The sequence below is a fragment of the Streptococcus suis YS161 genome (assembly GCF_002760245.1).
Taxonomy (GTDB): domain Bacteria; phylum Bacillota; class Bacilli; order Lactobacillales; family Streptococcaceae; genus Streptococcus; species Streptococcus suis_I.
The window spans coordinates 141,921-167,371 of the sequence record NZ_ASCA01000059.1 but is presented as its reverse complement, the minus strand read 5'-3'; the positions used below and the strand labels follow the sequence as shown (position 1 = coordinate 167,371).

26 protein-coding genes are annotated in these 25,451 nt (G+C 42.2%); 23 read left to right on the top strand and 3 right to left on the bottom strand.

Annotated elements, in window-relative coordinates:
• Window positions 1-25: 25 nt before the first annotated feature.
• Window positions 26-436 (bottom strand): hypothetical protein, encoded by a 411-nt coding sequence (locus SST111_RS08630; protein ID WP_099810704.1) that lies wholly within the window; start codon window positions 434-436, stop codon window positions 26-28.
• Window positions 437-496: 60 nt separating this feature from the next.
• Window positions 497-910: a DUF6556 family protein gene (locus SST111_RS08625; protein WP_099810701.1), complete on the bottom strand. Its 414-nt coding sequence runs from the start codon at window positions 908-910 to the stop codon at window positions 497-499.
• A gap of 111 nt (window positions 911-1,021) precedes the next feature.
• Between SST111_RS08625 and SST111_RS08620 the strand changes: the two genes are divergently transcribed.
• The 22 genes from SST111_RS08620 (at window position 1,022) to SST111_RS08510 (ending at window position 22,917) form a co-directional block, all read left to right on the top strand.
• A complete protein-coding gene (locus SST111_RS08620; RefSeq protein ID WP_099810699.1) occupies window positions 1,022-2,164 on the top strand; it encodes a cysteine desulfurase family protein in 1,143 nt (380 codons plus the stop codon).
• A gap of 1 nt (window position 2,165) precedes the next feature.
• Window positions 2,166-3,383 carry a tRNA uracil 4-sulfurtransferase ThiI gene (thiI, locus tag SST111_RS08615; protein WP_024419230.1) on the top strand — a complete coding sequence of 406 codons (1,218 nt, stop codon included), beginning with the start codon at window positions 2,166-2,168 and terminating at the stop codon, window positions 3,381-3,383.
• Between the two features lie 118 nt (window positions 3,384-3,501).
• Entirely contained in the window at window positions 3,502-4,830 is a 1,329-nt protein-coding gene (brnQ, locus tag SST111_RS08610) for a branched-chain amino acid transport system II carrier protein (RefSeq protein WP_445013750.1), read from the top strand.
• Between the two features lie 278 nt (window positions 4,831-5,108).
• A complete protein-coding gene (rplU, locus tag SST111_RS08605; protein WP_002941330.1) occupies window positions 5,109-5,423 on the top strand; it encodes a 50S ribosomal protein L21 in 315 nt (104 codons plus the stop codon).
• 45 nt (window positions 5,424-5,468) lie between these two features.
• Window positions 5,469-5,762 carry a 50S ribosomal protein L27 gene (gene rpmA, locus SST111_RS08600; protein ID WP_099810695.1) on the top strand — a complete coding sequence of 98 codons (294 nt, stop codon included), beginning with the start codon at window positions 5,469-5,471 and terminating at the stop codon, window positions 5,760-5,762.
• A 349-nt stretch (window positions 5,763-6,111) separates the two neighbouring features.
• On the top strand, window positions 6,112-6,261 hold the full coding sequence (locus tag SST111_RS08595) for a GNAT family N-acetyltransferase (protein WP_099810693.1): 150 nt from the start codon (window positions 6,112-6,114) through the stop codon (window positions 6,259-6,261).
• Between the two features lie 71 nt (window positions 6,262-6,332).
• Complete coding sequence (locus SST111_RS08590) at window positions 6,333-7,247, top strand: LysR family transcriptional regulator (protein WP_099810691.1); 915 nt, start codon at window positions 6,333-6,335, stop codon at window positions 7,245-7,247.
• A complete protein-coding gene (lspA, locus tag SST111_RS08585) occupies window positions 7,240-7,704 on the top strand; it encodes a signal peptidase II (protein WP_099810718.1) in 465 nt (154 codons plus the stop codon). The genes SST111_RS08590 and lspA overlap by 8 nt, the downstream gene beginning before the upstream one ends.
• Complete coding sequence (locus SST111_RS08580) at window positions 7,688-8,581, top strand: RluA family pseudouridine synthase (RefSeq protein WP_043024739.1); 894 nt, start codon at window positions 7,688-7,690, stop codon at window positions 8,579-8,581. The genes lspA and SST111_RS08580 overlap by 17 nt, the downstream gene beginning before the upstream one ends.
• An 80-nt stretch (window positions 8,582-8,661) precedes the next feature.
• Complete coding sequence (locus SST111_RS08575) at window positions 8,662-9,000, top strand: zinc ribbon domain-containing protein YjdM (protein ID WP_012775074.1); 339 nt, start codon at window positions 8,662-8,664, stop codon at window positions 8,998-9,000.
• 48 nt (window positions 9,001-9,048) lie between these two features.
• Window positions 9,049-9,684, top strand: coding sequence for a Pr6Pr family membrane protein (locus tag SST111_RS08570; RefSeq protein ID WP_099810689.1), 636 nt, complete (start codon window positions 9,049-9,051; stop codon window positions 9,682-9,684).
• Between the two features lie 212 nt (window positions 9,685-9,896).
• The gene (pyrR, locus tag SST111_RS08565; protein ID WP_011922318.1) at window positions 9,897-10,418 is read left to right on the top strand and encodes a bifunctional pyr operon transcriptional regulator/uracil phosphoribosyltransferase PyrR; all 522 of its coding nucleotides are present in this window, start codon (window positions 9,897-9,899) and stop codon (window positions 10,416-10,418) included.
• Window positions 10,419-10,473: 55 nt separating this feature from the next.
• Window positions 10,474-11,397 carry an aspartate carbamoyltransferase catalytic subunit gene (locus SST111_RS08560; RefSeq protein WP_099810687.1) on the top strand — a complete coding sequence of 308 codons (924 nt, stop codon included), beginning with the start codon at window positions 10,474-10,476 and terminating at the stop codon, window positions 11,395-11,397.
• A gap of 847 nt (window positions 11,398-12,244) precedes the next feature.
• Window positions 12,245-13,324 (top strand): carbamoyl phosphate synthase small subunit, encoded by a 1,080-nt coding sequence (locus SST111_RS08550; RefSeq protein ID WP_099810685.1) that lies wholly within the window; start codon window positions 12,245-12,247, stop codon window positions 13,322-13,324.
• A gap of 348 nt (window positions 13,325-13,672) precedes the next feature.
• A complete protein-coding gene (carB, locus tag SST111_RS08545; RefSeq protein WP_099810715.1) occupies window positions 13,673-16,852 on the top strand; it encodes a carbamoyl-phosphate synthase large subunit in 3,180 nt (1,059 codons plus the stop codon).
• A 56-nt stretch (window positions 16,853-16,908) separates the two neighbouring features.
• Complete coding sequence (locus tag SST111_RS08540) at window positions 16,909-17,676, top strand: class I SAM-dependent methyltransferase (RefSeq protein ID WP_180274048.1); 768 nt, start codon at window positions 16,909-16,911, stop codon at window positions 17,674-17,676.
• Complete coding sequence (gene pcp / locus SST111_RS08535) at window positions 17,673-18,320, top strand: pyroglutamyl-peptidase I (protein ID WP_099810683.1); 648 nt, start codon at window positions 17,673-17,675, stop codon at window positions 18,318-18,320. The genes SST111_RS08540 and pcp overlap by 4 nt, the downstream gene beginning before the upstream one ends.
• The gene (locus SST111_RS08530; protein ID WP_024403106.1) at window positions 18,320-18,628 is read left to right on the top strand and encodes a DUF4298 domain-containing protein; all 309 of its coding nucleotides are present in this window, start codon (window positions 18,320-18,322) and stop codon (window positions 18,626-18,628) included. Before pcp ends, SST111_RS08530 begins: the two co-directional genes overlap by 1 nt.
• Before the next feature lie 123 nt (window positions 18,629-18,751).
• Window positions 18,752-19,024 carry a 30S ribosomal protein S16 gene (gene rpsP, locus SST111_RS08525; protein ID WP_002940682.1) on the top strand — a complete coding sequence of 91 codons (273 nt, stop codon included), beginning with the start codon at window positions 18,752-18,754 and terminating at the stop codon, window positions 19,022-19,024.
• Between the two features lie 21 nt (window positions 19,025-19,045).
• A complete protein-coding gene (locus SST111_RS08520; RefSeq protein WP_002940680.1) occupies window positions 19,046-19,288 on the top strand; it encodes a KH domain-containing protein in 243 nt (80 codons plus the stop codon).
• Between the two features lie 75 nt (window positions 19,289-19,363).
• Complete coding sequence (locus SST111_RS08515) at window positions 19,364-21,100, top strand: ABC transporter ATP-binding protein (RefSeq protein ID WP_099810681.1); 1,737 nt, start codon at window positions 19,364-19,366, stop codon at window positions 21,098-21,100.
• Between the two features lie 8 nt (window positions 21,101-21,108).
• On the top strand, window positions 21,109-22,917 hold the full coding sequence (locus SST111_RS08510) for an ABC transporter ATP-binding protein (protein WP_099810679.1): 1,809 nt from the start codon (window positions 21,109-21,111) through the stop codon (window positions 22,915-22,917).
• Between the two features lie 216 nt (window positions 22,918-23,133).
• On the opposite strand, the gene SST111_RS08505 is transcribed toward SST111_RS08510, so the two are convergent.
• Window positions 23,134-24,057, bottom strand: a complete 924-nt coding sequence (locus SST111_RS08505; RefSeq protein ID WP_099810677.1) for a polysaccharide deacetylase family protein — start codon at window positions 24,055-24,057, stop codon at window positions 23,134-23,136.
• 104 nt (window positions 24,058-24,161) lie between these two features.
• On the opposite strand from SST111_RS08505, the gene SST111_RS08500 reads away from it, so the two are divergent.
• The gene (locus tag SST111_RS08500) at window positions 24,162-25,448 is read left to right on the top strand and encodes a homoserine dehydrogenase (protein ID WP_024399122.1); all 1,287 of its coding nucleotides are present in this window, start codon (window positions 24,162-24,164) and stop codon (window positions 25,446-25,448) included.
• Window positions 25,449-25,451: the final 3 nt, after the last annotated feature.

Here is a 25,451-nt window from a genome sequence, read left to right as displayed (position 1 = left end):
TTAGACGTCGCTGGAGAGAAACGGCTTATAGCCGGTGTACAAGCCACCCGTTTTCACGGGTGGTTATGACTTGTAAATAATGATAGCGATAAACTGCATAACGTTCAATAAGGCGGTAGCCTATTCCTCCTGCGATTGCATGTACAATCAGGGCAATGTGCAATTCTAGTGGTGCGTTTATAGTGATACCAAATAGAATACCGATTACAGTCCATCCTAGTATCACCCACCATAAGTACTTAAATGGAGCATACTGGCCATCCAGGTCTTTAACTTCACTGGAAACCCTGACTGAACAACCGTTCAATACTCCCATGGGGAGCAATGAACGAGTATCAAATGGTTCTGGTAAAAATGACGATAAGGCGAAGACTTGTATAAGTGCAAAAATCAGTAGCCAAACGAAAATCGGCGTTTTTAGAATGACGTATTTCATATTGCACACCTCCTGAAATTAGTATCTCAAATCCAAGAAAGTAAAACAAATATTTTTGTGCTATTGATTAGAAGTCGTTTCGGATGCCCCACTAGTTACCTCTGTATCAGTACTGGTTTCTGTCCTTGTCTCCGAAGCTTGGGTAGCAGACGTTTCTGTAGACGAGGAAGAGGCAGTAGACTCTACTGAAGAGCTGGTCTCGGTTTGGGTTGAGGATGTTGTTTCGGAGCTTGAACTTGTTAAATCTTGTACTTCTGTTAACGGATTGTCGCTTGATGATTGGCTGGGACTAGTGGCGCTGGATGATGAAATGGTAGTACTTGGAGATGTTGAGGATGTTGCAGTTTTTGCTGTAAAGGTGTAGATAGTGATGCAGGCAGTGATAATCCCTAAAATAGACCCGATAAAGGTTAAATATTTTTGAAAATTAGTTAAACCAGCCGATTTTTTATTTGTATTCTTACGTGTATTCATGATGTACCTCCACCTTTAGTTTAAGATAGGAAGTTTAAAACTATCTTAAAGATTGGCGAAAGGCATGAAAACGTGATAAAATAGGACTATTGCAAAAAAAGGAATGAAGACATGATTTATTTTGACAACGCAGCGACCACTCAGGTCTATCCAGAAGTGTTGAAAACCTATACGGAAGTGGCGACAAAAATCTGGGGCAACCCATCCAGCCTCCACAATCTGGGTAGCCAGGCGACACGGATTTTAGAGGCATCTCGCAAGCAAATAGGAGAGCTTCTCGGCAAGGACAGCAAGGAAATCTTTTTCACCTCAGGTGGTACGGAAGGTGACAACTGGGTCATCAAGGGAGTGGCATTTGAAAAGGCACATCTGGGCAAGCACATCATTGTGTCAGCTATTGAGCATCCAGCGGTAAAAGAGTCAGCACTTTGGCTCAAAACGCAAGGTTTTGAAGTTGATTTGGCTCCGGTCAATGCCCAAGGTTTTGTTGATGTTTCAGCCTTAGAAAGCTTGATTCGTCCAGATACCACACTGGTTTCTATCATGGCCGTCAACAATGAAATTGGTGCTATTCAGCCCATTCAGGAAATATCTCAACTGTTAGCTGATAAGCCAACCATCTCCTTCCATGTGGATGCGGTGCAGACAATCGGCAAGGTGCCAACGGAACGGTATTTGACAGACAGGGTTGATTTTGCTAGTTTTTCAGGTCACAAATTCCACTCTGTCAGAGGAGTAGGTTTCGTCTATATTAAAGCTGGCAAGAAAATCGCTCCGCTATTGACAGGAGGAGGACAGGAAAGCGATAAACGCTCAACAACTGAAAATGTGGCAGGTATTGCAGCAACGGCTAAGGCGCTCCGCTTGACCTTGGCTAAGACAGCAGATAGCCAGAAGCGACTGGCAGCCATGAAGCAGATTCTGGTAGATGAATTGGGTAAATACGACGATGTGACAGTTTTTTCTGGACTGGAGGACTTTGTGCCAAGCATTGTGACTTTCGGGATTAAGAATATTCGTGGCGAGGTCATTGTCCATGCCTTTGAAGACCACCAGATTTACATTTCGACAACCTCAGCCTGCTCGTCCAAGGCTGGAAAACCGGCTGGAACACTGATTGCTATGGGTGTTCCGCAGAAGTTGGCTCAAACTGCCGTCCGTATCAGCTTGGACGATGACAACGATATGGGGCAAATCGAACAATTCCTCACGATTTTCAAACAAATTTATCAAAACACACAGAAAGTAAGGTAGTATGAACTATTCAGAAATTATGATTCGCTATGGCGAATTGTCAACTAAAGGGAAAAACAAGATGCGGTTTGTTAACAAACTCCGCAATAATATCAAGCATGTCCTTTCTGTTTACCCAGAAGTGACCGTTTATTTTGACCGTGACCGTGGTCATGTCTATTTGAATGGGGCGGATTATCAGGAAGTTTCAGCTTCTTTGAAGAAGATTTTTGGGATCCAAAATTTCGCACCATCTTATAAGGTTGAAAAGTCTGTTCCAGCTTTGAAAGAAGCGGTTGTGGAAATAATGCAGTCCATTTACAAGGAAGGGATGACCTTCAAGATTGCTGCGCGTCGTAGTGACCACAATTTTGAATTGGACAGTCGTGACCTTAACCAAGTCCTTGGAGATGCGGTTTTTACAGCTATTCCAAATGTACAGGTACAGATGAAGTCACCAGATATTACCTTGCGAGTGGAAATTCGTCCTGACGCTGCTTATATTTCCCATGAAGAAATCAAGGGGGCGGGTGGCCTCCCAGTTGGAACATCTGGAAAAGGAACGCTTATGTTATCAGGTGGTATTGATTCGCCTGTTGCGGGCTATTTAGCACTGAAACGTGGGGTTGAAATCGAAGCCCTGCACTTTGCAAGTCCGCCTTATACTAGCCCGGGTGCACTAAAAAAGGCCCATGATTTGACTCGTAAATTGACTGCCTTTGGTGGTAATATCACCTTTATCGAAGTGCCGTTTACAGAAATTCAGGAAGAAATCAAGGAAAAAGCACCTGAAGCTTATTTGATGACCTTGACACGCCGCTTCATGATGCGGATTACAGACCGAGTAAGGGAAGAGCGTGGTGCTATGGTTATTATCAATGGTGAAAGTCTAGGACAAGTGGCAAGTCAGACCTTGGAATCTATGCAGGCCATCAATGCGGTGACAAATACACCTGTTATCCGTCCAGTCGTTACCATGGACAAGTTGGAAATCATTGATATTGCTCAAGAAATTGATACCTTTGATATTTCCATCCAGCCATTTGAGGATTGCTGTACCATCTTTGCCCCTGACCGTCCAAAAACTAACCCTAAAATCAAAAATGTCGAGCAATACGAGGCTCGAATGGATGTAGAAGGCTTGGTGGAACGAGCTGTGGCTGGGATTATCGTAACTGAAATCACACCGAAAGAGGAAGCGAAAGACGAAGTGGATAGTTTGATTGAAGACTTACTGTAGAATTCAATTGTTTTGACATACATGTAAATCCAGTTATTACTGGATTTTTTAGTTCGAATCGTTCGGAAAAATTGAATTTGTATGATATAATAAGACTTCAGAAAAAAACAAAGGAGTTATTATGAAAAAAGGAGCCCTAACAGGATTACTTCTGTTCGGTATGTTTTTTGGTGCAGGAAACTTGATTTTCCCACCTGCACTTGGTGTGCTATCAGGTGAGAATTTCTGGCCAGCTATTGTAGGATTTGTCGTATCGGGTGTCGGTATTGCTGTCGTTGCCTTGATTGTCGGAACATTGAATCCAAAAGGATATGTGCATGAGATTTCTCGAAAGATTTCACCGACTTTTGCAACGATTTATCTTGTTGCCTTGTATTTGGCTATCGGTCCTTTCTTTGCCATTCCGCGTACGGCTACAACTTCCTTTGAAATTGGTATTGCGCCATTATTGGGCGATGCGAATCTTGGTCTCTGGTTGTTTGGTTTTACAGCTCTCTACTTTGTGGCAGCCTACCTGATTGCCCTTAATCCTTCTCAGATTTTGAATAGTATTGGACGAATTTTAACTCCAGTATTCGCTATTTTGATTGTGATTTTGGTGGTGCTGGGTATTGTTAAATATGGTTCTACAAATCCACTTCCTGCAGCCGATGCTTACTCAGCTGGACAGGCATTTGGTACAGGATTTATTGAAGGATACAACACCCTTGATGCCCTTGCCTCAATCGCCTTTAGTGTTGTAGCGGTCAATACCTTAAAACAACTTGGTTTCTCCAGCAAGAAAGAATATGTATCTACCATTTGGTCAGTTGGTCTTGTTGTGGCCCTAGCTTTCTCAGCTCTATATGTCGGTTTGGCTTTCTTAGGAAATCATTTTCCTATGCCTGCTGATGTTTTGGCTTCTGATACCAATAAGGGTGTTTATATTCTTGCGCAAGCAACACAGGCTATTTTTGGTCCAACTGCACAAATTTTCTTAGCTGCCATGGTTATCGTTACTTGCTTTACGACAACGGCTGGCTTGATTGTTTCTTCAGGTGAATTTTTCGCTGAGCGTTTCCCACGTTTTAGCTACAAAGTATATGCGACTATCTTTACTTTGATTGGCTTTGGGATTGCCAACCTCGGTTTGAACAATATCATCACCTTCTCAGTTCCAGTTCTTTTGGTTCTCTATCCAATTACTATCTGTATTGTCTTGATTACCATTGTTAACAAATTTGTACCGCTTTCCACTTATGGTATGCAATTAACTGTGGGAGTAGTGACAGCTTTGTCATTGGTAGAAGTGTTAGCAGGACAATTCAACTGGACTGCTGTTTCAAAAATCATCTCAGCTCTGCCATTGGCAGGACAATCATTGGCATGGTTATTACCAGCTCTTGTCGGAATCGTCCTCTCACTGTTCTTACCAAACAAGCAGGAGAGCGAAGTTTTTGAAATGTAAGAAAAATGATACAAAACACTTGCATTTGCAGGTGTTTTTGTTATAATAGGACTGTTGACTATGCACATTTCCTGTGCAACCGCACGAATGCCGTTGCTCTGCAAAAATTAAGCTCAAACGTCGTTGACTTAACTTGGTGAACCTAAGTTCTACCTGTGTCTGCGTTGCCTAGTCTGAACTTAATTTTTATTGAGCAAGATAAAGTGGTTCGTCCCACGGTACTAGGCGAGTCTTCACATTAAATTCGGGCAAGGCCCAAAAATCATAGGAGGTGCATAATGAGCACATATGCAATCATTAAAACTGGCGGCAAACAAGTTAAAGTTGAAGTCGGTCAAGCTATCTACGTTGAAAAATTGAACGTTGAAGCAGGTCAAGAAGTTACTTTCGAAGAAGTAGTTCTTGTTGGTGGTGAGAAAACTGTTGTGGGTACTCCACTCGTAGCAGGCGCTACTGTTGTTGGTACTGTTGAAAAACAAGGTAAACAGAAAAAAGTTGTTACCTTCAAGTACAAACCTAAAAAAGGTAGCCACCGCAAACAAGGTCACCGTCAACCTTACACAAAAGTTGTTATCAACGCTATCAACGCTTAAGGCGTAGCTTGAAACAATCATTACAGAAATTCGGAGGAATAACATATGTTAAACTTGAATCTTGATAACTTGCAATTTATGGCCCACAAAAAAGGTGGAGGTTCAACGTCAAACGGTCGTGACTCACAAGCGAAACGCCTTGGTGCGAAAGCTGCTGACGGCCAAACTGTATCAGGTGGTTCAATCCTTTACCGCCAACGTGGTACAAAAATCTACCCAGGAGCTAACGTAGGTCGTGGTGGAGATGACACTCTTTACGCTAAAGTAGAAGGCGTTGTACGCTTCGAACGTAAAGGTCGCGATAAGAAACAAGTATCTGTTTACCCAATCGCTAAGTAAAAAAATGGTCCAGTGGACCATTTTTTCTTGGGCTCTAGAAACAGAAGAAGCGCAAATGGTCCAGTGGACCATTTTTTTCTTGCCTTTTTTAAATTAAATGAAAGGCAAAGGTTCGGGGAACCTTTTTAGCAACTCTCCTTGAAATAAAAGAGAGAGTTGAGCTAGAAATAGCAAACAATAGGCTTTCCGAGTTGTTTTCGGAGAGTCTTTTTTGTAATTTGATTTTGCAATTTTTAAAAGTGTACGATAGAAGTGATTCAAGACGGCAATATCTTCTCTATAGGATAAAAATATTTTGCCATCTGCACTGTTACGCTGCCTATAAGTTCTACGTTCAGTAGTAGATGAAATGTTCAGAGGAAGCGGTATGGGTTCCACCTTAGTAAAATTAGTCATCGATGATTTGGCGAACAGAAATTCCAAAGCCTTTCAAATTGCAGTTGAAGAAGAGGATTTGGGAACCTGGAAGTTATATAAGAGAAGAATAGTCTATTTATGAAAACGCAAGAGTTCAGCAAATTCTTGCTTTTTTTGATATAATGGTAGAAGCAGTTTTAAGAGGTATCAGGTATGAATATTCAACAATTACGCTACGTTGTAGCCATTGCCAACAGTGGTACTTTTCGGGAAGCAGCAGAGAAAATGTACGTTTCCCAGCCTAGTTTGTCCATTTCCATTCGTGATTTGGAAAAAGAGTTAGGTTTTCAAATTTTTAGCCGAACTAGTTCAGGAACTTTTTTGACACAAAAAGGGATGGAATTCTATGAGAAAGCTCAGGCTTTAGTTAAGGGATTTGATCAGTTTGAGCATCTCTATTTGCAACCTGAAGAAGGTGAGAAGACTTTTTCAATTTCAAGTCAGCATTATGATTTTCTTCCCCCATTGATTACGGAGTTCTCTCGTAGCCACTCGCAGTACCCTCATTTTCGCATTTTTGAATCGACTACAGTACAGATTTTAGATGAGGTTGCTCAAGGTTATAGCGAGCTTGGTATTATTTATTTGAACGAGAGAAATACAAAAGGAATCATGCAGAAATTGGATAAACTTCACTTGCAAGCTGTAGATTTGTCTGCATTTCAGACTCATATCTACCTTCGTGAAGATCATCCTTTGACCAAGAAAGCTGAGATTGATCCAGCAGATTTGGTAGGCCTACCTGCCGTACGGTTCACTCAAGAAAAAGAGGCTTATCTTTATTATTCCGAGAACTTGATTGATACGTCGGATTCCTCAGTTGTGTTTGATGTGACAGACCGTGCTACTCTGAATGGAATTTTGGAGCGTACGGATGCCTATGCAACTGGTTCGGGCTATCTTGATGACGAGAGTGTCAATGGCATTACCGTAATTCCTTTCAAAGGAAAGGTAGACAATCGCATGGTCTACGTTAAACGAGCTAATGATGAACTTAGTTCTTGTGCCAAAGACTTTATTGAAACCATGCAGGCATATTTTGATAAGAAGAAGGATGAAAATGCGTAAAATTGGATTTCCATTTTTGATGGTAGTATTAATTGGTTTGGACCAGTTTGTAAAAGCTTGGACAGTTGCCAATATTGAATTAGATACGGTAACGGAATTTATACCAGGATTGATGAGCTTGGCTTATCTAAGAAATTATGGTGCAGCCTGGTCGATTTTACAAAATCAGCAGTGGTTTTTCACGATAATGACAATTGTTGCTGTGACAGGCCTAGTGTGGTACTATATCAAACAGATCAAGGGCAATATCTGGACTTTATTCAGTCTGTCTTTGATGATTGCTGGTGCTCTTGGGAATTTTATTGATCGTCTTAGATTGGGATATGTGGTGGACATGTTTCACTTGGATTTTATTAGTTTCCCTGTATTTAATGTAGCAGATATTTGTCTGACAGTTGGTGTAGGTATTTTATTTATTTGTATTATGAAAGAAGAGAGTGATGGAAGTAAGAGTTGAGGTTGGTGGCATTCGTTTGGATAAGGCGTTGTCGGATTTGACGGATTTGTCTCGTTCGGTTGCAAATGAGCAGATTAAGGCTGGTCAGGTTTTGGTCAATGGACAGCCTAAAAAAGCTAAATATAGTGTGCAGGTTGGGGATGTTCTAACCTATCAAATTCCAGAAGTAGAAGAAATCGACTATGTTGCTGAGGATATTCCTTTAGAGATTGTCTTTCAGGACGAGGATGTTGCTGTTGTAAATAAACCTCAAGGGATGGTCGTTCATCCGTCGGCTGGTCACACGTCTGGAACGCTAGTCAATGCTCTCCTTTATCACGTAAAAGATTTGTCAGGCATCAATGGTGTCTTGCGACCAGGTATTGTCCATCGGATTGACAAGGATACATCTGGCTTGCTCATGATTGCTAAAAACGATGATGCCCATACAAAGCTTGCTGCTGAATTGAAAGATAAGAAATCCCTTCGTAAGTATTGGGCTATTGTACACGGCAATCTACCAAATGATCGCGGAGTAATTGAGGCGCCGATTGGTCGTTCTGAAAAAGACCGCAAGAAACAAGCGGTGACTGCCAAAGGGAAAGAAGCGGTGACACGTTTTCAGGTTTTGGAGCGGTTTGGTGACTACACTTTGGTGGAATTGACCTTGGAAACAGGACGAACTCACCAAATTCGTGTCCACATGGCTTATATTGGTCATCCGGTTGCGGGTGATGAAGCTTACGGCCCAAGGAAAACACTAAAAGGGCATGGCCAATTTCTTCATGCCAGAACGCTTGGATTTACTCATCCGAGAACTGGTGAGGTTGTTGAATTTACGGCAGAAGCGCCAGCTATTTTTCAGGAGACACTTGAAAAACTGCGCAAGGCTGAATAATAGTATGAAAACCTTATCATCTTGCCCATTTTTTCAACAAATGCTATACTAGAACATGAAAAATGTTAAGGAGAGTAAGAATGGAAACTTTACCAAATTGTCCAAAATGTAATTCTGAATATGTCTATGAAGACGGTGCCCTCTTGGTTTGCCCTGAGTGTGCTTACGAGTGGAACCCAGCAGATGTAGCTGAGGAAGAAAGTGGACCTGTTGCAATTGATGCTAACGGCAATCGTTTGGCGGACGGCGATACTGTGACGCTTATCAAAGATTTGAAAGTGAAAGGTGCGCCTAAGGACCTTAAACAAGGTACACGTGTTAAAGGCATCCGTATCGTTGAAGGCGATCACAATATTGATTGTAAAATCGATGGTTTCGGTGCGATGAAGCTGAAATCTGAATTTGTTAAGAAAATCTAATAAAAAGGACTGGTCAATCCAGTCTTTTGTCGTTTTTGAAAGGATATTATGAAACATCAAAGTATTTTGTTTTACAGTAGATGCCTGTTAGCCATTTTAGCCATCACAGGTACCGCCTTAGAAATCATTAAATATGGTATCGGGATGCTCATGTATTATACGGTACAATCTAATTTATTAGTATCTCTGTTTGCTGTCTATATGGTCTATGCCATGAGTAAAAGTGTGGATTTACAGACGTCACGTTTTCTTCGGATAAAGGCCGCTGTGACCATGTCTATCATGATTACTTGTGTAGTCTATCACTTTATGTTGGCACCTTTGGCAGACGATTTCTGGCGTCTTGAAAATCTACTCTGCCATTATATTGTTCCCTTATATTTTTTGTTAGATACCCTAATAGTAGATCGTCAGCAACAGTACAAGTGGTTTGACCCGATTTGGTGGACGCTTTTGCCTGTTCTCTACATGATTTTTGGTCTAGTGAATGGTCTTTTCATAAAAATTCCAATCCCAGATGCTAAGGACAGTCCCTTTGCCTATTTCTTCCTAAACGTGCCAAAGTATGGTTGGCCTTATGTATTGACTTATGCAGGGACAATTTTTGTGGTCTATCTGATTTGCGGATTTATTTTGGCAGGTGTAAAATCCCTAAATGTCCGTTGCAGTCTGCTAAACAAGTAAAATTCTCAGCAAAATCCGAAGATTTTCGCAAATTTTACAGTAAGAATTTGTTTACGTAGGAAATTTGTGCTATACTTCTCTATAATCAATCCTTTAAAACCTGTCCAGAGAGGCAGACAAGGAGTCGGATGTTAAGCAGGTTGGTTCTAACTAGCCTATATTTTCATAGTCTCCTTGTATAAGGAGACTTTTTCTATACTTTTGGAGGTCTTATGAAGACAAAAGAAATCGTTGACGATATGACCATGAAGCGGGCGATCACCCGTATCACTTATGAAATTATCGAACGGAATAAGAATTTGGATAATATTGTCCTTGCAGGGATTAAAACACGGGGTGTTTTCATTGCAAAGAGGATTCAGGAGAGGCTTAAGCAATTAGAGGGTATCGACGTTCCGTTGGGAGAGTTGGATACCAAGCCGTTTCGAGATGACATGAAGGTAGAAGATGATACGACAAATATGACTGCCAATGTCAACGATCGTGATGTTATATTAGTAGATGATGTGCTTTATACAGGACGAACTATTCGTGCTGCTATTGACAACATAGTGTCCTTGGGCCGTCCAGCTCGTGTTAGTTTAGCGGTACTTGTGGATCGTGGACACAGGGAGTTGCCTATTCGAGCAGATTATGTTGGGAAGAATATTCCAACTAGCCGTTCTGAAGAAATCATTGTGCACATGGCTGAAATCGATGGTCAAGACGCTGTTCTTCTGGTTGAAGGTGCATAGTCGCTTCGTTTACAAATTATCATTCTACATCTAGATCATAAAGGTAGGTATCATCATGACAATTACAAATGGTAAAGTTTCACTCAAACACTTGGTTACAATGGAGACCCTCTCAAATGAAGAAGTATTGGGACTCATTCAACGTGGTATTGCTTTTAAACGCGGTGAAAAGGTAGAGTTGGATCGGAAGTACTATGCTTCTAACCTTTTCTTCGAGGATTCAACTCGGACGCATAAGTCTTTTGAAATGGCAGAGCTTCGTTTGGATATGGGAATGATTGACTTTGATGCTCGTACCAGCTCAGTCAATAAGGGTGAAACCTTGTATGATACTATTTTGACCATGTCGGCACTTGGTGTTGACATTTGCGTGATTCGTCATTCGGAAGTGGATTATTACAAGCAATTGATTGATAGTCCTACCATCCAGACTTCAATTGTCAATGGTGGGGATGGTTCAGGCCAACATCCAAGCCAGTCCTTGCTTGATTTGATGACTATTTACGAGGAATTTGGAACTTTTGAAGGCTTGAAGATTGCCATTGCAGGTGATATTACACACTCACGGGTTGCTAAGTCCAATATGCAAATTTTGAAACGTTTGGGGGCTGAAATTTTCTTTGCTGGACCGGAGGAATGGTACGCAGAGGAATTTGATGTCTATGGTCAGCATTTGAATATTGATGATATTGTGGAAACGGTAGATGTACTGATGTTGCTCCGTGTGCAACACGAACGACATGATGGTGATGGTGGTTTCTCTAAAGAGACCTATAATCGCTTGCATGGCTTGACTGATGAACGCTATAAGCGATTGAAAGATAGGGCTATTGTCATGCATCCGGCTCCTGTTAACCGTGATGTAGAAATTGATGACCACTTGGTAGAGGCTCCCAAATCACGCATTGTCCGCCAAATGCAAAATGGTGTCTTTGTTCGGATGGCGATTTTGGAAGCTATTGTCAATGGCAAGGCTTAAAAGTGAGTTGTTCAGGTATCTTAGAACTGAGCAGTTAGAAATTTGTTAGACTTATCTTATTTAATGTCGCTCAGAGAGGCGACGAATAGAAAGGCAAGGGACAGGTCAATGGTTGCAAGCAACTCATTTCCCTACGCCTGGGAGTGGGAAAGAACTCGAAAAGTAAAAAAGAGTTCGTCAACAAGTCTTTAATTTAAGTTGTTGAGCTGAAACAGTCTATTCCCAGACTGTTTCACTCCCACCTCCGCATACTTCCAACTGTCTGGGAGACAGTTGGAAGTTGGAAATAGAGCGAACAGAGTTCGTATCAGTCGTAGAGGTTAAATTTGGAGTATAGAATACGAATTACTGAGATTTGCTTTGCAAATCTTGTCTCCAACCTTTAACAGTCTCCCAGACTGTTAAAGCCATTCAACCACTGCGCTGAGATGTTGACACCTGCTCTTAGAAATGGTGATATACTTTAAGGCTATCCCTTGCACTAGCAGTAAGGTTTATCTAATATCGAGCTAAACCTTACTGCGTCGGTCAGAGCAAGTCGGATGATATGCTAAAGCATTTGTCCTCCTGCGCAAAGTCCTATGGGACCTTTGCTAACTCTGACACTAGTTTGTACAGTCAATTATTTTCGAATTGACCTTACAAACGTCGGACTATTATTTAATTCTATCCGGAGAGATAGAAAATAGAAAGGAGAAGATACAGGTTCGAGTAAGATTTGATTTTTATATTCGAACATGCCCTAAGGACTGTGTGAAAAAGATAAATATCGACTTGACGCCTATAGCGTCGGCGCCGAATTTCCTATTTTCACTCTGTCCTTTTAACGGGCTTTGTATCATAGATTATGTCAAAAAGACGTTTAATTTTGGAAGATGGCACTATTTTTGAAGGGGAGGCCTTCGGTGCTGATATTGATGTGACTGGTGAGTTGGTTTTCTCAACGGGGATGACTGGTTATCAGGAATCTATCACGGACCAGTCTTATAACGGTCAGATTTTAACCTTTACCTATCCCTTGGTAGGAAATTACGGGATTAACCGTGATGATTATGAGTCAATCAAGCCGACTTGTAAGGGTGTTGTGGTTAGCGAGTGGGCTCGTCGAGCAAGCAACTGGCGTAACCAGATGACTTTGGATGAATTCTTAAAGGCTAAGAAAATTCCAGCAATTTCTGGCATTGACACACGCGCCTTAACTAAAATTATTCGTCAGCACGGTACTATGAAGGCAACCTTGGCAAATGTCGGTGATTCTGTTGAACATTTGACAGACCAGTTGAGAGCGACTGTTTTGCCAACCAACAACATCCAGCAAGTATCTACAAAGACGGCCTATCCTGCGCCTGGAGTTGGACGTAGTGTAGTTCTAGTCGATTTTGGCTTAAAACATTCTATTCTTCGTGAATTAGCCAAGCGTGATTGCAATGTGACAGTTGTACCTTACGACACGACGGCAGAAGAAATTCTTGCCCTCAATCCAGATGGTGTCATGCTTTCGAACGGTCCTGGAAACCCAGATGATGTTCCTGAAGCCTTGGATATGATTCGTGGCATTCTTGGGAAGATTCCAATTTTTGGTATCTGTATGGGGCACCAACTTTTTGCAAAAGCAAATGGGGCAACGACTTATAAAATGAAGTTTGGTCACCGTGGTTTCAACCATGCGGTGCGTGAAATTGCGACAGGTCGAGTGGACTTTACCAGTCAGAACCATGGTTATGCAGTGGCTCGTGAGGATTTGCCAGAATGTTTGATGATTACCCACGAGGAAATCAATGACAAATCAGTAGAAGGGGTACGCCACAAGTACTATCCAGGTTTCTCTGTCCAATTCCACCCGGATGCAGCACCTGGTCCACACGATGCAAGTTATCTTTTCGATGAATTTATGGATTTGATGGATTCGTTTAAAAAAGGGCAGTAAGGTTTGACTCCTATCGAGCTAAACCTTACTGCGTCGGTCAGAGCAAGTCGGACTTCATGCGAATGCATGTGTCCTCCTACGCAAAGTCCTATGGGACCTTTGCTAACTCTGACACTAGTTTAGAATTTCAATTATTATCGAATTGAGATTCTAAACGTCGGACTTATCTTATTTAATGTCAACCTGTGAGTTGACGAATAGAAAGGAGAAGATACAGGTTCGAGTTTCCTATTCGAACACGCCCTTAGGACTGTGCGAAAAAGATAAACGTCGTCTTGATGCTTGAAGCATCGGCGTCGCGTTTCCTATTTTCGCTTTGTCCTCTTAACGGGCTTTGTATCATACATTATGCCAAAACGTACGGATATTAAGAAAATTATGGTGATTGGGTCTGGTCCGATTATTATCGGTCAGGCTGCGGAGTTTGATTATGCTGGGACTCAGGCTTGTTTGGCTCTGAAGGAAGAAGGCTATAGTGTCGTCTTGGTCAATTCAAACCCTGCGACTATCATGACAGATAAAGAGATTGCGGACAAGGTTTATATTGAGCCAATTACGCTTGAATTTGTCACACGGATTTTACGGAAGGAGCGTCCAGATGCTCTCTTGCCAACTCTTGGTGGTCAGACTGGTCTCAACATGGCCATGGAATTGTCTAAGGCTGGTATTTTAGATGAGCTTGGAGTTGAGCTGTTGGGAACCAAACTGTCTGCAATTGATCAGGCAGAAGACCGTGACCTCTTCAAACAACTCATGGAAGACCTCAATCAGCCTATTCCTGAGTCAACGATTGTGACAACAGTTGATGAGGCTTTGGAATTTGCTCGTGAAATTGGCTACCCTGTCATTGTTCGACCAGCCTTCACGTTGGGTGGTACTGGCGGTGGTATGTGTGCCAATGAAGAAGAACTGCGTGAAATTGCAGAAAATGGTCTGAAATTATCACCGGTGACCCAGTGTTTGATTGAGCGTTCCATTGCTGGATTCAAGGAAATTGAATACGAAGTGATGCGCGATGCGGCTGACAATGCCTTGGTCGTATGTAACATGGAAAACTTTGATCCTGTAGGGATTCATACTGGAGATTCTATCGTATTTGCCCCAACGCAGACGCTTTCGGATATTGAAAACCAGATGTTGCGTGATGCCAGTCTCAGCATTATTCGTGCTCTCAAAATCGAGGGTGGTTGTAATGTGCAGTTGGCACTGGATCCACATAGTTTCAAATACTATGTCATTGAAGTAAACCCACGTGTGTCTCGTTCGTCTGCCTTGGCATCTAAAGCGACAGGTTATCCGATTGCCAAATTGGCAGCAAAAATTGCGGTCGGCTTGACCTTGGATGAAATGGTGAACCCTGTTACTGGAACAACCTATGCTATGTTTGAGCCTGCTCTTGACTACGTTGTGGCAAAAATCCCACGTTTCCCATTTGATAAGTTTGAAAAAGGGGAGCGTCGCCTTGGAACGCAGATGAAAGCAACTGGTGAGGTCATGGCCATTGGTCGTAATATCGAAGAAAGTTTGCTCAAGGCCTGCCGTTCTTTGGAAATCGGTGTCTACCACAATGAAATGCCTGAACTCAGCCAAGTGACAGATGACCAATTGGTTGAAAAGATTGTCAAGGCACAGGATGATCGTCTATTCTATCTTTCAGAAGCCCTTCGACGTGGCTATACAGTAGAAGAACTGGCTCAGTTGACGAAGATTGATCTTTTCTTCCTCGATAAGCTGCTTCATATCTTAGAAATTGAGCAGGAATTGGCAATCAATCACGATACTATCGACTTATTGAAAAAAGCCAAGAAATACGGTTTTGCAGACCGCAAGATTGCGGAATTGTGGGGCAGAACAGAATCTTACATTCGTCAACTCCGTACTGAACACAAGATTGTCCCTGTTTACAAGATGGTGGACACTTGTGCGGCCGAATTTGAAAGTGCTACACCTTATTTCTATTCAACTTATGAGTGGGAAAATGAGTCCATCCGCTCGGAAAAAGAATCTGTTTTGGTGTTGGGTTCTGGACCAATTCGTATCGGACAGGGTGTGGAGTTTGACTATGCGACGGTGCATTCTGTCAAGGCCATTCAAGCGGCTGGCTACGAAGCCATCATTATGAATTCAAACCCTGAAACAGTGTCAACAGACTTTTCGGTTTCGGACAAGCTTTACTTCGAGCCATTGACCTTGGAAGATGTCTTGAATGTGATTGACCTTGAGAAACCAAAAGGGGTTATCGTTCAGTTCGGTGGCCAGACGGCCATCAATTTGGCAGAGCCATTGGCCAAAGCAGGTATTCCAATCTTGGGTACGCAAGTAGCGGATTTGGATAGAGCTGAAGACAGGGATTTATTTGAAAAAGCCCTGAAAGACCTTGGAATTCCACAGCCACCAGGTCAAACCGCAACCAATGAAGAGGAAGCACTAGAAGCGGCCCGCAAAATTGGTTTCCCGGTACTTGTTCGTCCCTCTTATGTTTTGGGCGGTCGTGCTATGGAAATTGTCGAAAATGAAGAGGACTTACGTTCTTATATGAGAACGGCGGTCAAGGCTTCGCCAGAGCACCCAGTTTTGGTCGATTCGTACATCGTCGGTCGTGAGTGTGAAGTGGATGCTATTTCAGATGGTAAGGATGTCTTGATTCCAGGCATTATGGAACATATCGAGCGCGCAGGGGTTCACTCAGGTGACTCGATGGCAGTTTATCCGCCACAAACCTTGTCTAATGAGGTGCAGGCGACCATTGCAGACTACACCAAACGCTTGGCAATCGGTCTCAACTGTATCGGTATGATGAATATCCAGTTTGTCATCAAAGATGAGACAGTCTATGTGATTGAGGTCAATCCTCGTGCTAGTCGTACGGTTCCATTCTTGTCCAAAGTCACAGACATTCCAATGGCCCAGGTTGCAACCAAATTGATTTTGGGACAAAGCCTTGCGGAAATTGGCTACCAAGACGGTCTTTATCCTGAAAGCAATCAAGTGCATGTCAAGGCACCAGTTTTCTCATTCACAAAATTGGCTAAAGTTGATAGTTTGTTAGGTCCAGAGATGAAGTCTACGGGTGAAATTATGGGATTTGATACAACGCTTGAAAAAGCACTTTACAAGGCTTTTGAAGCGAGCTACCAACATCTAGAAGAATTTGGAAATGTTGTATTTACCATCGCGGATGAAGACAAGGAAGAAGCACTTGGTCTTGCCCAACGCTTCCATGAACTAGGCTATGGTCTACTGGCTACAGCTGGTACAGCTGCCTTTCTAACAGAAAATGGTCTTTCCGTAACAACTGTTGGAAAATTAGGCGATGAGTCCTGTCAAGATATTCCTAGTCTAGTTCGAGCTGGAAAGGTTCAGGCGATTATCAATACGGTTGGTAAAAAACGTGTGGCCGACGGTGACGGGCAAGTGATTCGAAGCTCTGCTATTGAAGGAGGAATTCCACTCTTTACAGCCCTTGATACAGCAGAAGCCATGGTTAGGGTGCTGGAAAGTCGCAGCTTCATGACACAGGCGATATAGAAGTTACTATCAGGATGAGCTTTGAGTTCGTCCTGATTTTTTGATATACTAACTATATGAAAATAATCGTCACAACAAGTCTTCGGATGAATCAAACTTTGGTTTTACAGGCTCAGGAAATAGCAGAGCAGCTTAATCTAGACTATCAAGACCGTCGAAAGAGGTCTGTCCAGTCCATCCTAGCAAAAACAGAAGCTGACGCGGTACTGGTTGTTTATCAAGACCAGCTAGTTTTGGAAGAAAAAACTGGGCAAAAACTCTTTTTCCACCCTGATACCGCTGTCTTACGAATCAAGTCTGGACGCGATCCACTTTTGGAGTTGCTTGGACCAGATAAACAAACTGTTCTAGACTGCACTATGGGCCTAGCTTCGGATAGTATTGTGCTAGCCAGTGCTGGACATCAGGTGACAGCCTTGGAAAGTTCTAAGCTAGTGCACTTTATTGTGAGTCGGGGTTTACAGGATTTTGATAGTGGGCTGCAAGAGGTCAATCGAGCCATGAAATCTATCCAGACAATTTGGACAGATAGTTTGACTTATTTGAAAGGGCAAATAGATAAGTTTGTTGATGTCATTTACTTTGATCCCATGTTTTCAGAAGAAATCAAGGAATCACAAAATCTTTCTGGCTTGTCTACTTTAGCTGACAGAAGCCGTTTAACGGAGGAAATTGTATCTGAGGCTAAACGAGTAGCTAGGAAGAAATTGATAATAAAGGCTCATTTTCGAGATCAGGTCTTTGAAGAATTTGGCTTTAAACGTCATGTCAGACCCAATCAAAAATTTCACTACGGAGAAATTATTTTGGAGGAGGAAGTATGAAAATCATCGTAACAGGCTTTGATCCCTTTGGTGGCGAGCCTATTAACCCAGCCTTGGAAACAATCAAATCTCTACCTAAGACCATTGCTGGTGCAGAGATTATTCTTGTAGAGATTCCGACTGTTTTTGACAAGGCTGCGGATGTTTTAGAGGAGAAAATGGCAGAACATTTACCTGATGCGGTACTATGTATTGGTCAGGCTGGTGGGCGAGTTGATTTAACTCCTGAGCGTATAGCCATTAACCAGGATGATGCGCGCATTCCAGACAATGAAGGGCAACAGCCGATTGATAGAACGATTCGAGAAGATGGTCAGCCTGCTTATTTCTCCACCTTACCCATCAAAGCAATGGTTGAAGCGATTCATAGGATTGGGCTTCCAGCTTCTGTTTCTAATACTGCAGGGACCTTTGTCTGCAACCATCTCATGTATCAAGCTCTTTACTTGGCGGAGAAACAATTTCCAAAGACTAAGGCAGGCTTTCTCCATATTCCCTTCTTACCAGAGCAGGTTGTAGACAAGCCAGGACTAGCTTCCATGTCTTTGAACGATATTGTAAGAGGAGTTGAAGTAGCTATAGGAGCGATTGTTGAATATAGGGATAAAGAGGATATTAAAAGGGGTGGTGGCAGTACACATTGATGAAAAATATTATGGAAGCAAGAAAACGTGTAGAGGAAATGGAAAAAATATTTAACAGACAGCTAGAGCTGAACCAGTCCCTTTCCGATAGTCTGGCACAACTCAACCAGGAACAATCGACTTATTTACAGTTATTAGATTATTACCAGAGCCAGACCTATATGGAAGATCTTGAATTATCTAATAAGGGTTATTTCAATGGTATTCCTTGCGGAGTATTGAGTGAAGATGGAGTCTATAATTTACTGTTTGACCGTACAAATCTAGCAAGTCAACTGAGAGAACTAGCAGATATGCTCGAACAATAATTTTTTTAAAACCTGTCAAGTTTTTTTCTTGACACCCTGTCAAAGTGTGGTATAATAGAACATGTGCTAAATAGCTCTGCTATTTCACCGAATAAAAATACAAAGAAAAGAGAACATTTAAAAATGGCAGTAAAAATCCGTTTGACTCGTATGGGTTCTAAAAAGAAACCTTTCTACCGTATCAACGTTGCAGATTCACGTGCACCACGTGATGGTCGTTTCATCGAAACTGTTGGTACTTACAACCCACTTTTGGCTGAAAACTCAGTAACTCTTAAAGAAGAGCGTGTACTTGAGTGGTTGGCAAAAGGTGCACAACCATCTGATACAGTTCGTAGCCTTCTTTCAAACGCTGGCGTATTGAAGAAATTCCACGAACAAAAATTCTCTAAGTAAGAACAGTAAGCGAGAACACTTATGGACATGATTGAAAATCTCATTATTGCGATTGTGAAACCTTTGATTTCACAGCCTGATAGCTTGACAATTAAAATTGTTGATACACCTGAATTTTTAGAATATCATTTGGATTTGGATAAATCTGATATTGGACGTATCATTGGGAAAAAAGGGCGCACAATTTCTGCAATCAGAACGATTGTCTACTCTGTTCCAACAAGTGATAAAAAAGTTCGTTTAGTGATTGACGAGAAAGAATAGAAAGTCACCGTTTGGTGGCTTTTAACGTTGACAAAGGGGCATAGCCCCTTTTTAACATGTAGAAAGGGAGAAAAGATGAATCTGATTTGGACCTATTTGAAAAAATATCCTAAGTGGATTGCCTTAGACTTGTTGGGGGCCTTCTTATTTGTAGTGGTAAACTTAGGCTTGCCGACTTTTTTGGCTAGGATGATTGACCAAGGAATTACAAAGAACGATGTTAGTCAGCTCTATTTCTGGGCGGGGATGATGGGATTGATTGTCCTGCTCGGGATTGTTGGTCGAGTGACACTTGCCTATGCAGCTGGAAAATTGACTACAAATATCGTCAAAGATATTCGAAATGATCTGTATGAGAAAATTCAGGACTATTCTCATCACGAATATGAGCAGATTGGTGTTTCTTCTCTGGTTGCTCGTATGACAAATGATGCTTTTGTGCTGATGCAATTCTCTGAAATGGTCTTGAAACTAGGTATTATTACCCCCTTGATGATGATTGCTTCTGTCATCATGACCTTGGTAACCAGTCCGAGCTTAGCCTGGACAGTAGCAGTAGCCATGCCGTTTCTAGTTTTTGTTATTTTCTACGTGGCAACCAAAACTCGTCCTCTTTCTGAAAAGCAACAGAAACGTTTGGACACGATCAACCAATATGTTCGTGAAAATCTCATGGGCTTACGTGTCATTCGTGCCTTTACTCGTGAGGAGTTTCAAGAGGAGCGCTTTGAGTCGGTCAATGAGGAATATACCGATATTTCCAAAAAGCTCTTTAATCTGACTGGATTGACAGAGCCTCTCTTTGTCCAGATTATTATTGCTATGATTGTAGCCATTGTCTGGTTCGCATTGGCTCCTTTACAAACAGGCAGTCTGCAAATCGGTGATTTGGTAGCCTTTATCGAATATAGTTTCCACGCGCTTTTCTCCTTCTTGCTCTTTGCTAACTTGTTTAACATGTATCCACGTATGTCGGTATCGAGCCAACGGATTCAGGAAGTCTTGGACATGCCTATCTCTATTTCTAAGAATGAGGATGGCATTATTGAAACAGACACTCGTGGTTATTTGGAATTTGAAAATGTGACCTTTGCCTACCCTGGTGAAACGGAATCGCCTGTGCTGCACAATATTTCCTTCAAAGCTAAGCCTGGTGAAACGATTGCCTTTATTGGTTCGACTGGTTCTGGTAAGTCTTCCTTGGTCAACTTGATTCCACGTTTCTATGATGTGACACTTGGTCGTATCTTGGTGGACGGTGTGGATGTCAGACGTTACAATCTAAAGGCACTCCGCAGCAAGATAGGCTTTATTCCGCAGAAAGCTCTGCTATTTACCGGAACCATCGCGGAAAATCTCAAATACGGGAAGATGGACGCAAGTTTGGCAGAGTTGCATGAGGCGGCGGATGTGGCCCAGGCCAGAGACTTTATCGAGAGCAAGGAAGAGCAGTTTGACACCCACTTGGCAGAGGGGGGAAGCAACCTTTCAGGTGGTCAAAAGCAACGTTTGTCCATTGCTCGTGCCATTGTCAAGCAGCCGGATATTTATATCTTTGATGACTCTTTCTCAGCCTTGGATTACCGGACGGATGCCATTTTGCGTAGTCGTTTGAAAGAAGTGACGGAGAATGCGACGGTGCTAATTGTTGCCCAACGGGTCGGAACCATTATGGATGCAGACCAGATTATCGTGCTGAACGAAGGTGAAATCGTTGGTCGCGGTACCCACAATGAATTGATGGAAAGCAATGAGATTTATCGTGAAATTGCCAATTCTCAACTTAACCGTCAATCTCTGACAGAAGAATAGGAGGAATTATGAAGAATAAATCAGTATTTACTCGTGTTTGGGACTATTTGCGTCGTTACCAATCTTCTGTATTTTTAGCTGTTTTTCTAAAGACCATCAGTGCAGTTATGAATGCCTTAGAACCCTTTGTACTGGGGCTTATCATCACAGAATTGACCAAGAATTTGTTGGATATTTCTAATGGAGTAGAGGGGGCGCAGATTAACTATTCCTACATTGCTATCATGCTTGCCATCTATGCCCTTCGCGCCCTTCTATATGAAATCGGTGCCTACGGTTCTAACTATTTTATGACCAAGGCAGTGCAGGGAGCAACTAAGGAACTACGTCAGGACTTGAGCCACAAAATTAACAAGATTCCAGTATCTTATTTTGACAAGCACCAGTATGGTGATTTACTCGGGCGTTTTACAAGCGATGTGGAGACTGTTTCAAACGCCCTACAACAAAGTTTTCTCCAGCTAGTCAATGCCGTTCTGACCCTCTCTCTAGCCATTTTCATGTGTTTCTGGTTGGATGTATCCCTAGCACTTGTAGTCGTAACCTTGGTTCCAGTGACCTATTTTGGTTCTAAGTTTGTCATGGGCAAATCCCAGCCATATTTCAAGCAGCAGGCTGATGCCCTAGGTCGTTTGAACGGCTTTGTCCAAGAAAATCTGACTGGTTTTAACGTTCTCAAACTTTACGGCCGTGAAGAAATTTCTACAGAAGAGTTTCGCCAGATTACCGCAGATTTGCAGAAAGTTGGTTTCAAGGCTAGTTTCATGTCTGGTTTGCTCATGCCTCTAGTTCACGGCTTCTCAAATATCGCCTATGTTGTCGTCGCCCTGCTATCTGGATTGAAAGTTCTTGCAGGCACATTGACGGTCGGTAATATGCAGGCCTTCGTCCAATACGTCTGGCAGATTTCTCAGCCAGTCCAAACCTTGACCCAGTTGGCACCCCAGTTGCAGTCTGCCAAATCCTCCCTTGAACGCATCTTTTCAGTCTTAGATGAGCTTGATGAAGAAGACGCCAATGCACTAGAGTTGACAGAAAGTCTGACAGGACAAGTTAGCTTTGAGCAGGTCGAATTTGGCTATTCAGAAGACAAGCCGCTTATCCGTAACTTTAATCTGGATGTTCAACCCGGTGAGATGGTGGCCATCGTTGGTCCAACAGGGGCAGGTAAGACTACTCTTATCAACTTGCTCATGCGTTTCTACGATGTGACAACAGGTTCTATCAAAGTGGATGGTCAGGATATTCGAAATCTTTCACGTCAATCCTACCGTAGTCAATTTGGCATGGTCTTGCAGGATGCTTGGCTCTATGAAGGGACCATCAAGGAAAACCTGCGTTTTGGACGCCTGGATGCGACGGATGAGGAAATTGTAGAAGCTGCTAAAGCTGCCAACGTTGACCACTTTATCCGTACCCTGCCTGGCGGTTATAATATGGAAATGAACCAGGAATCCAGCAATATTTCCCAAGGTCAGAAACAGCTTTTGACCATTGCGCGTGCCTTGTTGGCGGATCCTGCTATTCTGATTCTTGACGAAGCGACTTCTTCAGTTGATACCCGTTTAGAACTCTTGATTCAAAAGGCCATGAAACGGTTGATGAAAGGGCGGACAAGTTTCGTCATCGCTCATCGCTTATCTACCATTCAGGAAGCTGATAAGATTTTGGTCTTGAAAGATGGGCAGATTATCGAACAAGGTAACCATGAAAGTCTTTTGGCAGACAAAGGTTTCTATTATAATCTTTATCAAAGTCAGTTTAGTCAATCTAATACTCTTCGAAAATCAAAAGCAGACGTTGTTGACTTGATTTGATGAGTGAAAAGATCCTGTGGATTTTTTCAGCCTACTACCTGAAGACGCGAAAGTAGTAGGGGGACTATCTGCTCTTGGAGAAGCGAACTTTGTTTCCAACCTCCAAAGGCTCCCCAAACCTTTGGAGCTAGCCTGATTTTGATTTTCATTGAGTATACATAAAACGAACTCCCTTGTCAGTGACAGGGAGTTTTCTCATATACATGTTTGTGAAAATTAATAGGAAATTTCGGATAATAGCCCCTCAGCGGTAGTGGTTGGGAGGATGCGGACACGATTGAGAGTCAGTAATCCGTCACTAGCAGAAGCCAAGCCGTTGTTAGTAGTCACACCAAGTTTGTAGCCAACTTGTTCAGTTAAGGCTACTGTATCTGCTGAGTATCGTCCACCAGGGTAGGCGATAGCGATGGTTTCCTGATTTAATTGGCTGTCAAGATAGGCTTTAGAGGAAGTAAGTTCATTTGTTTGATCCTCGATAGAACTATACTCTAAATCAGGGTGGTTGACGGTATGCCCTTGGAAGGAGAGCCCTGCGGTCTGCATTTCCTTGATTTGTTCAAGAGTAAGGTGCCCTGCTTGTCCGTATTCAGTAAATCCTGTAATGACATTGTTGGTTGCCTTCATTTGATATTGCTTAAGCAATGGGTAGGCATAACTATAAAAATCCCAGAGGCTATCGTCAAAGGTTAGCCAGACAACCTTTTTGCCAGCAGGAAGGACATTTTCTGTCAATACTTTATAAGCCTCTTCAGGTGATAAAGTATAGTAACCTGCATCTTGCAATGCTTTTAGATGACTTTCGAAAGTCGTTGGATCTACGATAAGATTCGCATTAGCTTCTTCCTCAGGAGCCATTACGTGAATGGCATGATACATGAGGATTGGAAGTCTGATAGGTTCAGTTTGTTGTTCCCAAATGATTTCTGTTTGTACTTCACTACTTTCTGAAGTCATAACACTCGAACTGGTTGTTGTCTCTACCGTTGAAGCTTTGGAATCACTTTGCTGCTTAGATGGCTGTTTTAGAAAGATTAGAAAAATAGATAGTAGAGTCACTACTAATAATGCGATACCAAATAGCATTGGCACAAGTTGTTTCTTTTGTGTGCGGCTTCGACGGGCTCTTCTTGAATGTTTCATTATCTTATCTCCATAATTATATATTAAAACAATTATAACAAATTTTTTGCCAAATAGTCAGAATATTTGTTATAATGGGAGAAATACATTTTAAAGGAGAGCACATGGTAGTTAAGATAGGATTATTAGGATTTGGAACCGTTGCGAGTGGTGTGCCATTTTTGTTAGAAGAAAATCAGGAAAAAATAGAGAAAGCCGCGCATGATAGTATTGAAGTTGCTAAGGTTTTGGTCAAGGATGAAGCAGAAAAAGACCGTCTCTTGGCTGCAGGTCATGACTATCATTTTGTGACAAATATTGACGAGATTTTAGCTGATGAGGACATTGCCATCGTCGTTGAGCTGATGGGACGTATTGAGCCAGCAAAAACATTTATTACACGTGCCTTGGAAGCAGGCAAGCATATTGTAACAGCCAATAAGGATTTACTTGCTGTTCATGGTAGCGAACTACGTGCCTTGGCTGAAGAGAAAGGTCTTGCGCTTTATTATGAAGCTGCAGTTGCAGGTGGTATTCCAATCTTGCGTACCTTGGTTAACTCATTGGCTGCTGACAAGGTGACTCGTATCCTCGGTGTATTGAATGGTACTTCAAACTTCATGTTGACTAAGATGGTTGATGAAGGCTGGACTTACGAAAAAGCTCTTCAAACAGCACAGGAACTTGGCTATGCAGAATCTGACCCAACAAATGACGTTGAGGGGATTGATGCGGCTTACAAGGCTGTTATCCTCAGTCAATTTGCTTTCGGGATGACAGTTGATTTTGAACACGTAGCACACAAGGGTATTTCAAATATCACGCCAGAAGATGTAGCAGTGGCACAAGAGTTGGGCTATGTCATCAAACTTGTGGGTGATATTCAAGAAACTACCTCTGGTATTGCTGCCGAAGTATCTCCAACCTTCCTACCGAAAAATCATCCACTTGCAAGCGTGAATGGTGTGATGAATGCTGTATTTGTCGAATCTATCGGCATCGGCCAGTCTATGTACTATGGACCGGGCGCTGGGCAAAAACCGACTGCAACAAGTGTTATGGCTGACATTATTCGTATCGTTCGTCGCTTGAAAGACAATACTATCGGCAAAGCTTTTAACGAATATAGCCGCCCACTTCAATTGGCAGCCCCAAGCGATGTGAAGAGCGAATATTATTTCTCAATTGATGCGCCTGATAAAAATGGAAAAATGCTTCGTTTAGCAGAAATCTTCAATTCTGAAGAAATTTCCTTCAAGCAAATTCTGCAACAAGCTGCAGATGGAGAGACAGCCCGTCTAGTGATTGTGACCCATGAAATGAGTAAGACTCAGTTGGAAAATGTAACAGACAAATTGAGTAAAGAAACAGACTTTACTGTCTTAAATACCTTTAAAGTACTGGGAGAATAAGCA

What these genes read in the sequence shown, in the direction of transcription:
- SST111_RS08630 (WP_099810704.1), bottom strand. Translation starts at nt 436, where the DNA reads ATGAAATACGTCATTCTAAAAACGCCGATTTTCGTTTGGCTACTGATT.
- SST111_RS08625 (WP_099810701.1), bottom strand. Translation starts at nt 910, where the DNA reads ATGAATACACGTAAGAATACAAATAAAAAATCGGCTGGTTTAACTAAT.
- SST111_RS08620 (WP_099810699.1), top strand. Translation starts at nt 1,022, where the DNA reads ATGATTTATTTTGACAACGCAGCGACCACTCAGGTCTATCCAGAAGTG.
- thiI (WP_024419230.1), top strand. Translation starts at nt 2,166, where the DNA reads ATGAACTATTCAGAAATTATGATTCGCTATGGCGAATTGTCAACTAAA.
- rplU (WP_002941330.1), top strand. Translation starts at nt 5,109, where the DNA reads ATGAGCACATATGCAATCATTAAAACTGGCGGCAAACAAGTTAAAGTT.
- rpmA (WP_099810695.1), top strand. Translation starts at nt 5,469, where the DNA reads ATGTTAAACTTGAATCTTGATAACTTGCAATTTATGGCCCACAAAAAA.
- SST111_RS08595 (WP_099810693.1), top strand. Translation starts at nt 6,112, where the DNA reads ATGTTCAGAGGAAGCGGTATGGGTTCCACCTTAGTAAAATTAGTCATC.
- SST111_RS08590 (WP_099810691.1), top strand. Translation starts at nt 6,333, where the DNA reads ATGAATATTCAACAATTACGCTACGTTGTAGCCATTGCCAACAGTGGT.
- lspA (WP_099810718.1), top strand. Translation starts at nt 7,240, where the DNA reads ATGCGTAAAATTGGATTTCCATTTTTGATGGTAGTATTAATTGGTTTG.
- SST111_RS08580 (WP_043024739.1), top strand. Translation starts at nt 7,688, where the DNA reads ATGGAAGTAAGAGTTGAGGTTGGTGGCATTCGTTTGGATAAGGCGTTG.
- SST111_RS08575 (WP_012775074.1), top strand. Translation starts at nt 8,662, where the DNA reads ATGGAAACTTTACCAAATTGTCCAAAATGTAATTCTGAATATGTCTAT.
- SST111_RS08570 (WP_099810689.1), top strand. Translation starts at nt 9,049, where the DNA reads ATGAAACATCAAAGTATTTTGTTTTACAGTAGATGCCTGTTAGCCATT.
- pyrR (WP_011922318.1), top strand. Translation starts at nt 9,897, where the DNA reads ATGAAGACAAAAGAAATCGTTGACGATATGACCATGAAGCGGGCGATC.
- SST111_RS08560 (WP_099810687.1), top strand. Translation starts at nt 10,474, where the DNA reads ATGACAATTACAAATGGTAAAGTTTCACTCAAACACTTGGTTACAATG.
- SST111_RS08550 (WP_099810685.1), top strand. Translation starts at nt 12,245, where the DNA reads ATGTCAAAAAGACGTTTAATTTTGGAAGATGGCACTATTTTTGAAGGG.
- carB (WP_099810715.1), top strand. Translation starts at nt 13,673, where the DNA reads ATGCCAAAACGTACGGATATTAAGAAAATTATGGTGATTGGGTCTGGT.
- SST111_RS08540 (WP_180274048.1), top strand. Translation starts at nt 16,909, where the DNA reads ATGAAAATAATCGTCACAACAAGTCTTCGGATGAATCAAACTTTGGTT.
- pcp (WP_099810683.1), top strand. Translation starts at nt 17,673, where the DNA reads ATGAAAATCATCGTAACAGGCTTTGATCCCTTTGGTGGCGAGCCTATT.
- SST111_RS08530 (WP_024403106.1), top strand. Translation starts at nt 18,320, where the DNA reads ATGAAAAATATTATGGAAGCAAGAAAACGTGTAGAGGAAATGGAAAAA.
- rpsP (WP_002940682.1), top strand. Translation starts at nt 18,752, where the DNA reads ATGGCAGTAAAAATCCGTTTGACTCGTATGGGTTCTAAAAAGAAACCT.
- SST111_RS08520 (WP_002940680.1), top strand. Translation starts at nt 19,046, where the DNA reads ATGGACATGATTGAAAATCTCATTATTGCGATTGTGAAACCTTTGATT.
- SST111_RS08515 (WP_099810681.1), top strand. Translation starts at nt 19,364, where the DNA reads ATGAATCTGATTTGGACCTATTTGAAAAAATATCCTAAGTGGATTGCC.
- SST111_RS08510 (WP_099810679.1), top strand. Translation starts at nt 21,109, where the DNA reads ATGAAGAATAAATCAGTATTTACTCGTGTTTGGGACTATTTGCGTCGT.
- SST111_RS08505 (WP_099810677.1), bottom strand. Translation starts at nt 24,057, where the DNA reads ATGAAACATTCAAGAAGAGCCCGTCGAAGCCGCACACAAAAGAAACAA.
- SST111_RS08500 (WP_024399122.1), top strand. Translation starts at nt 24,162, where the DNA reads ATGGTAGTTAAGATAGGATTATTAGGATTTGGAACCGTTGCGAGTGGT.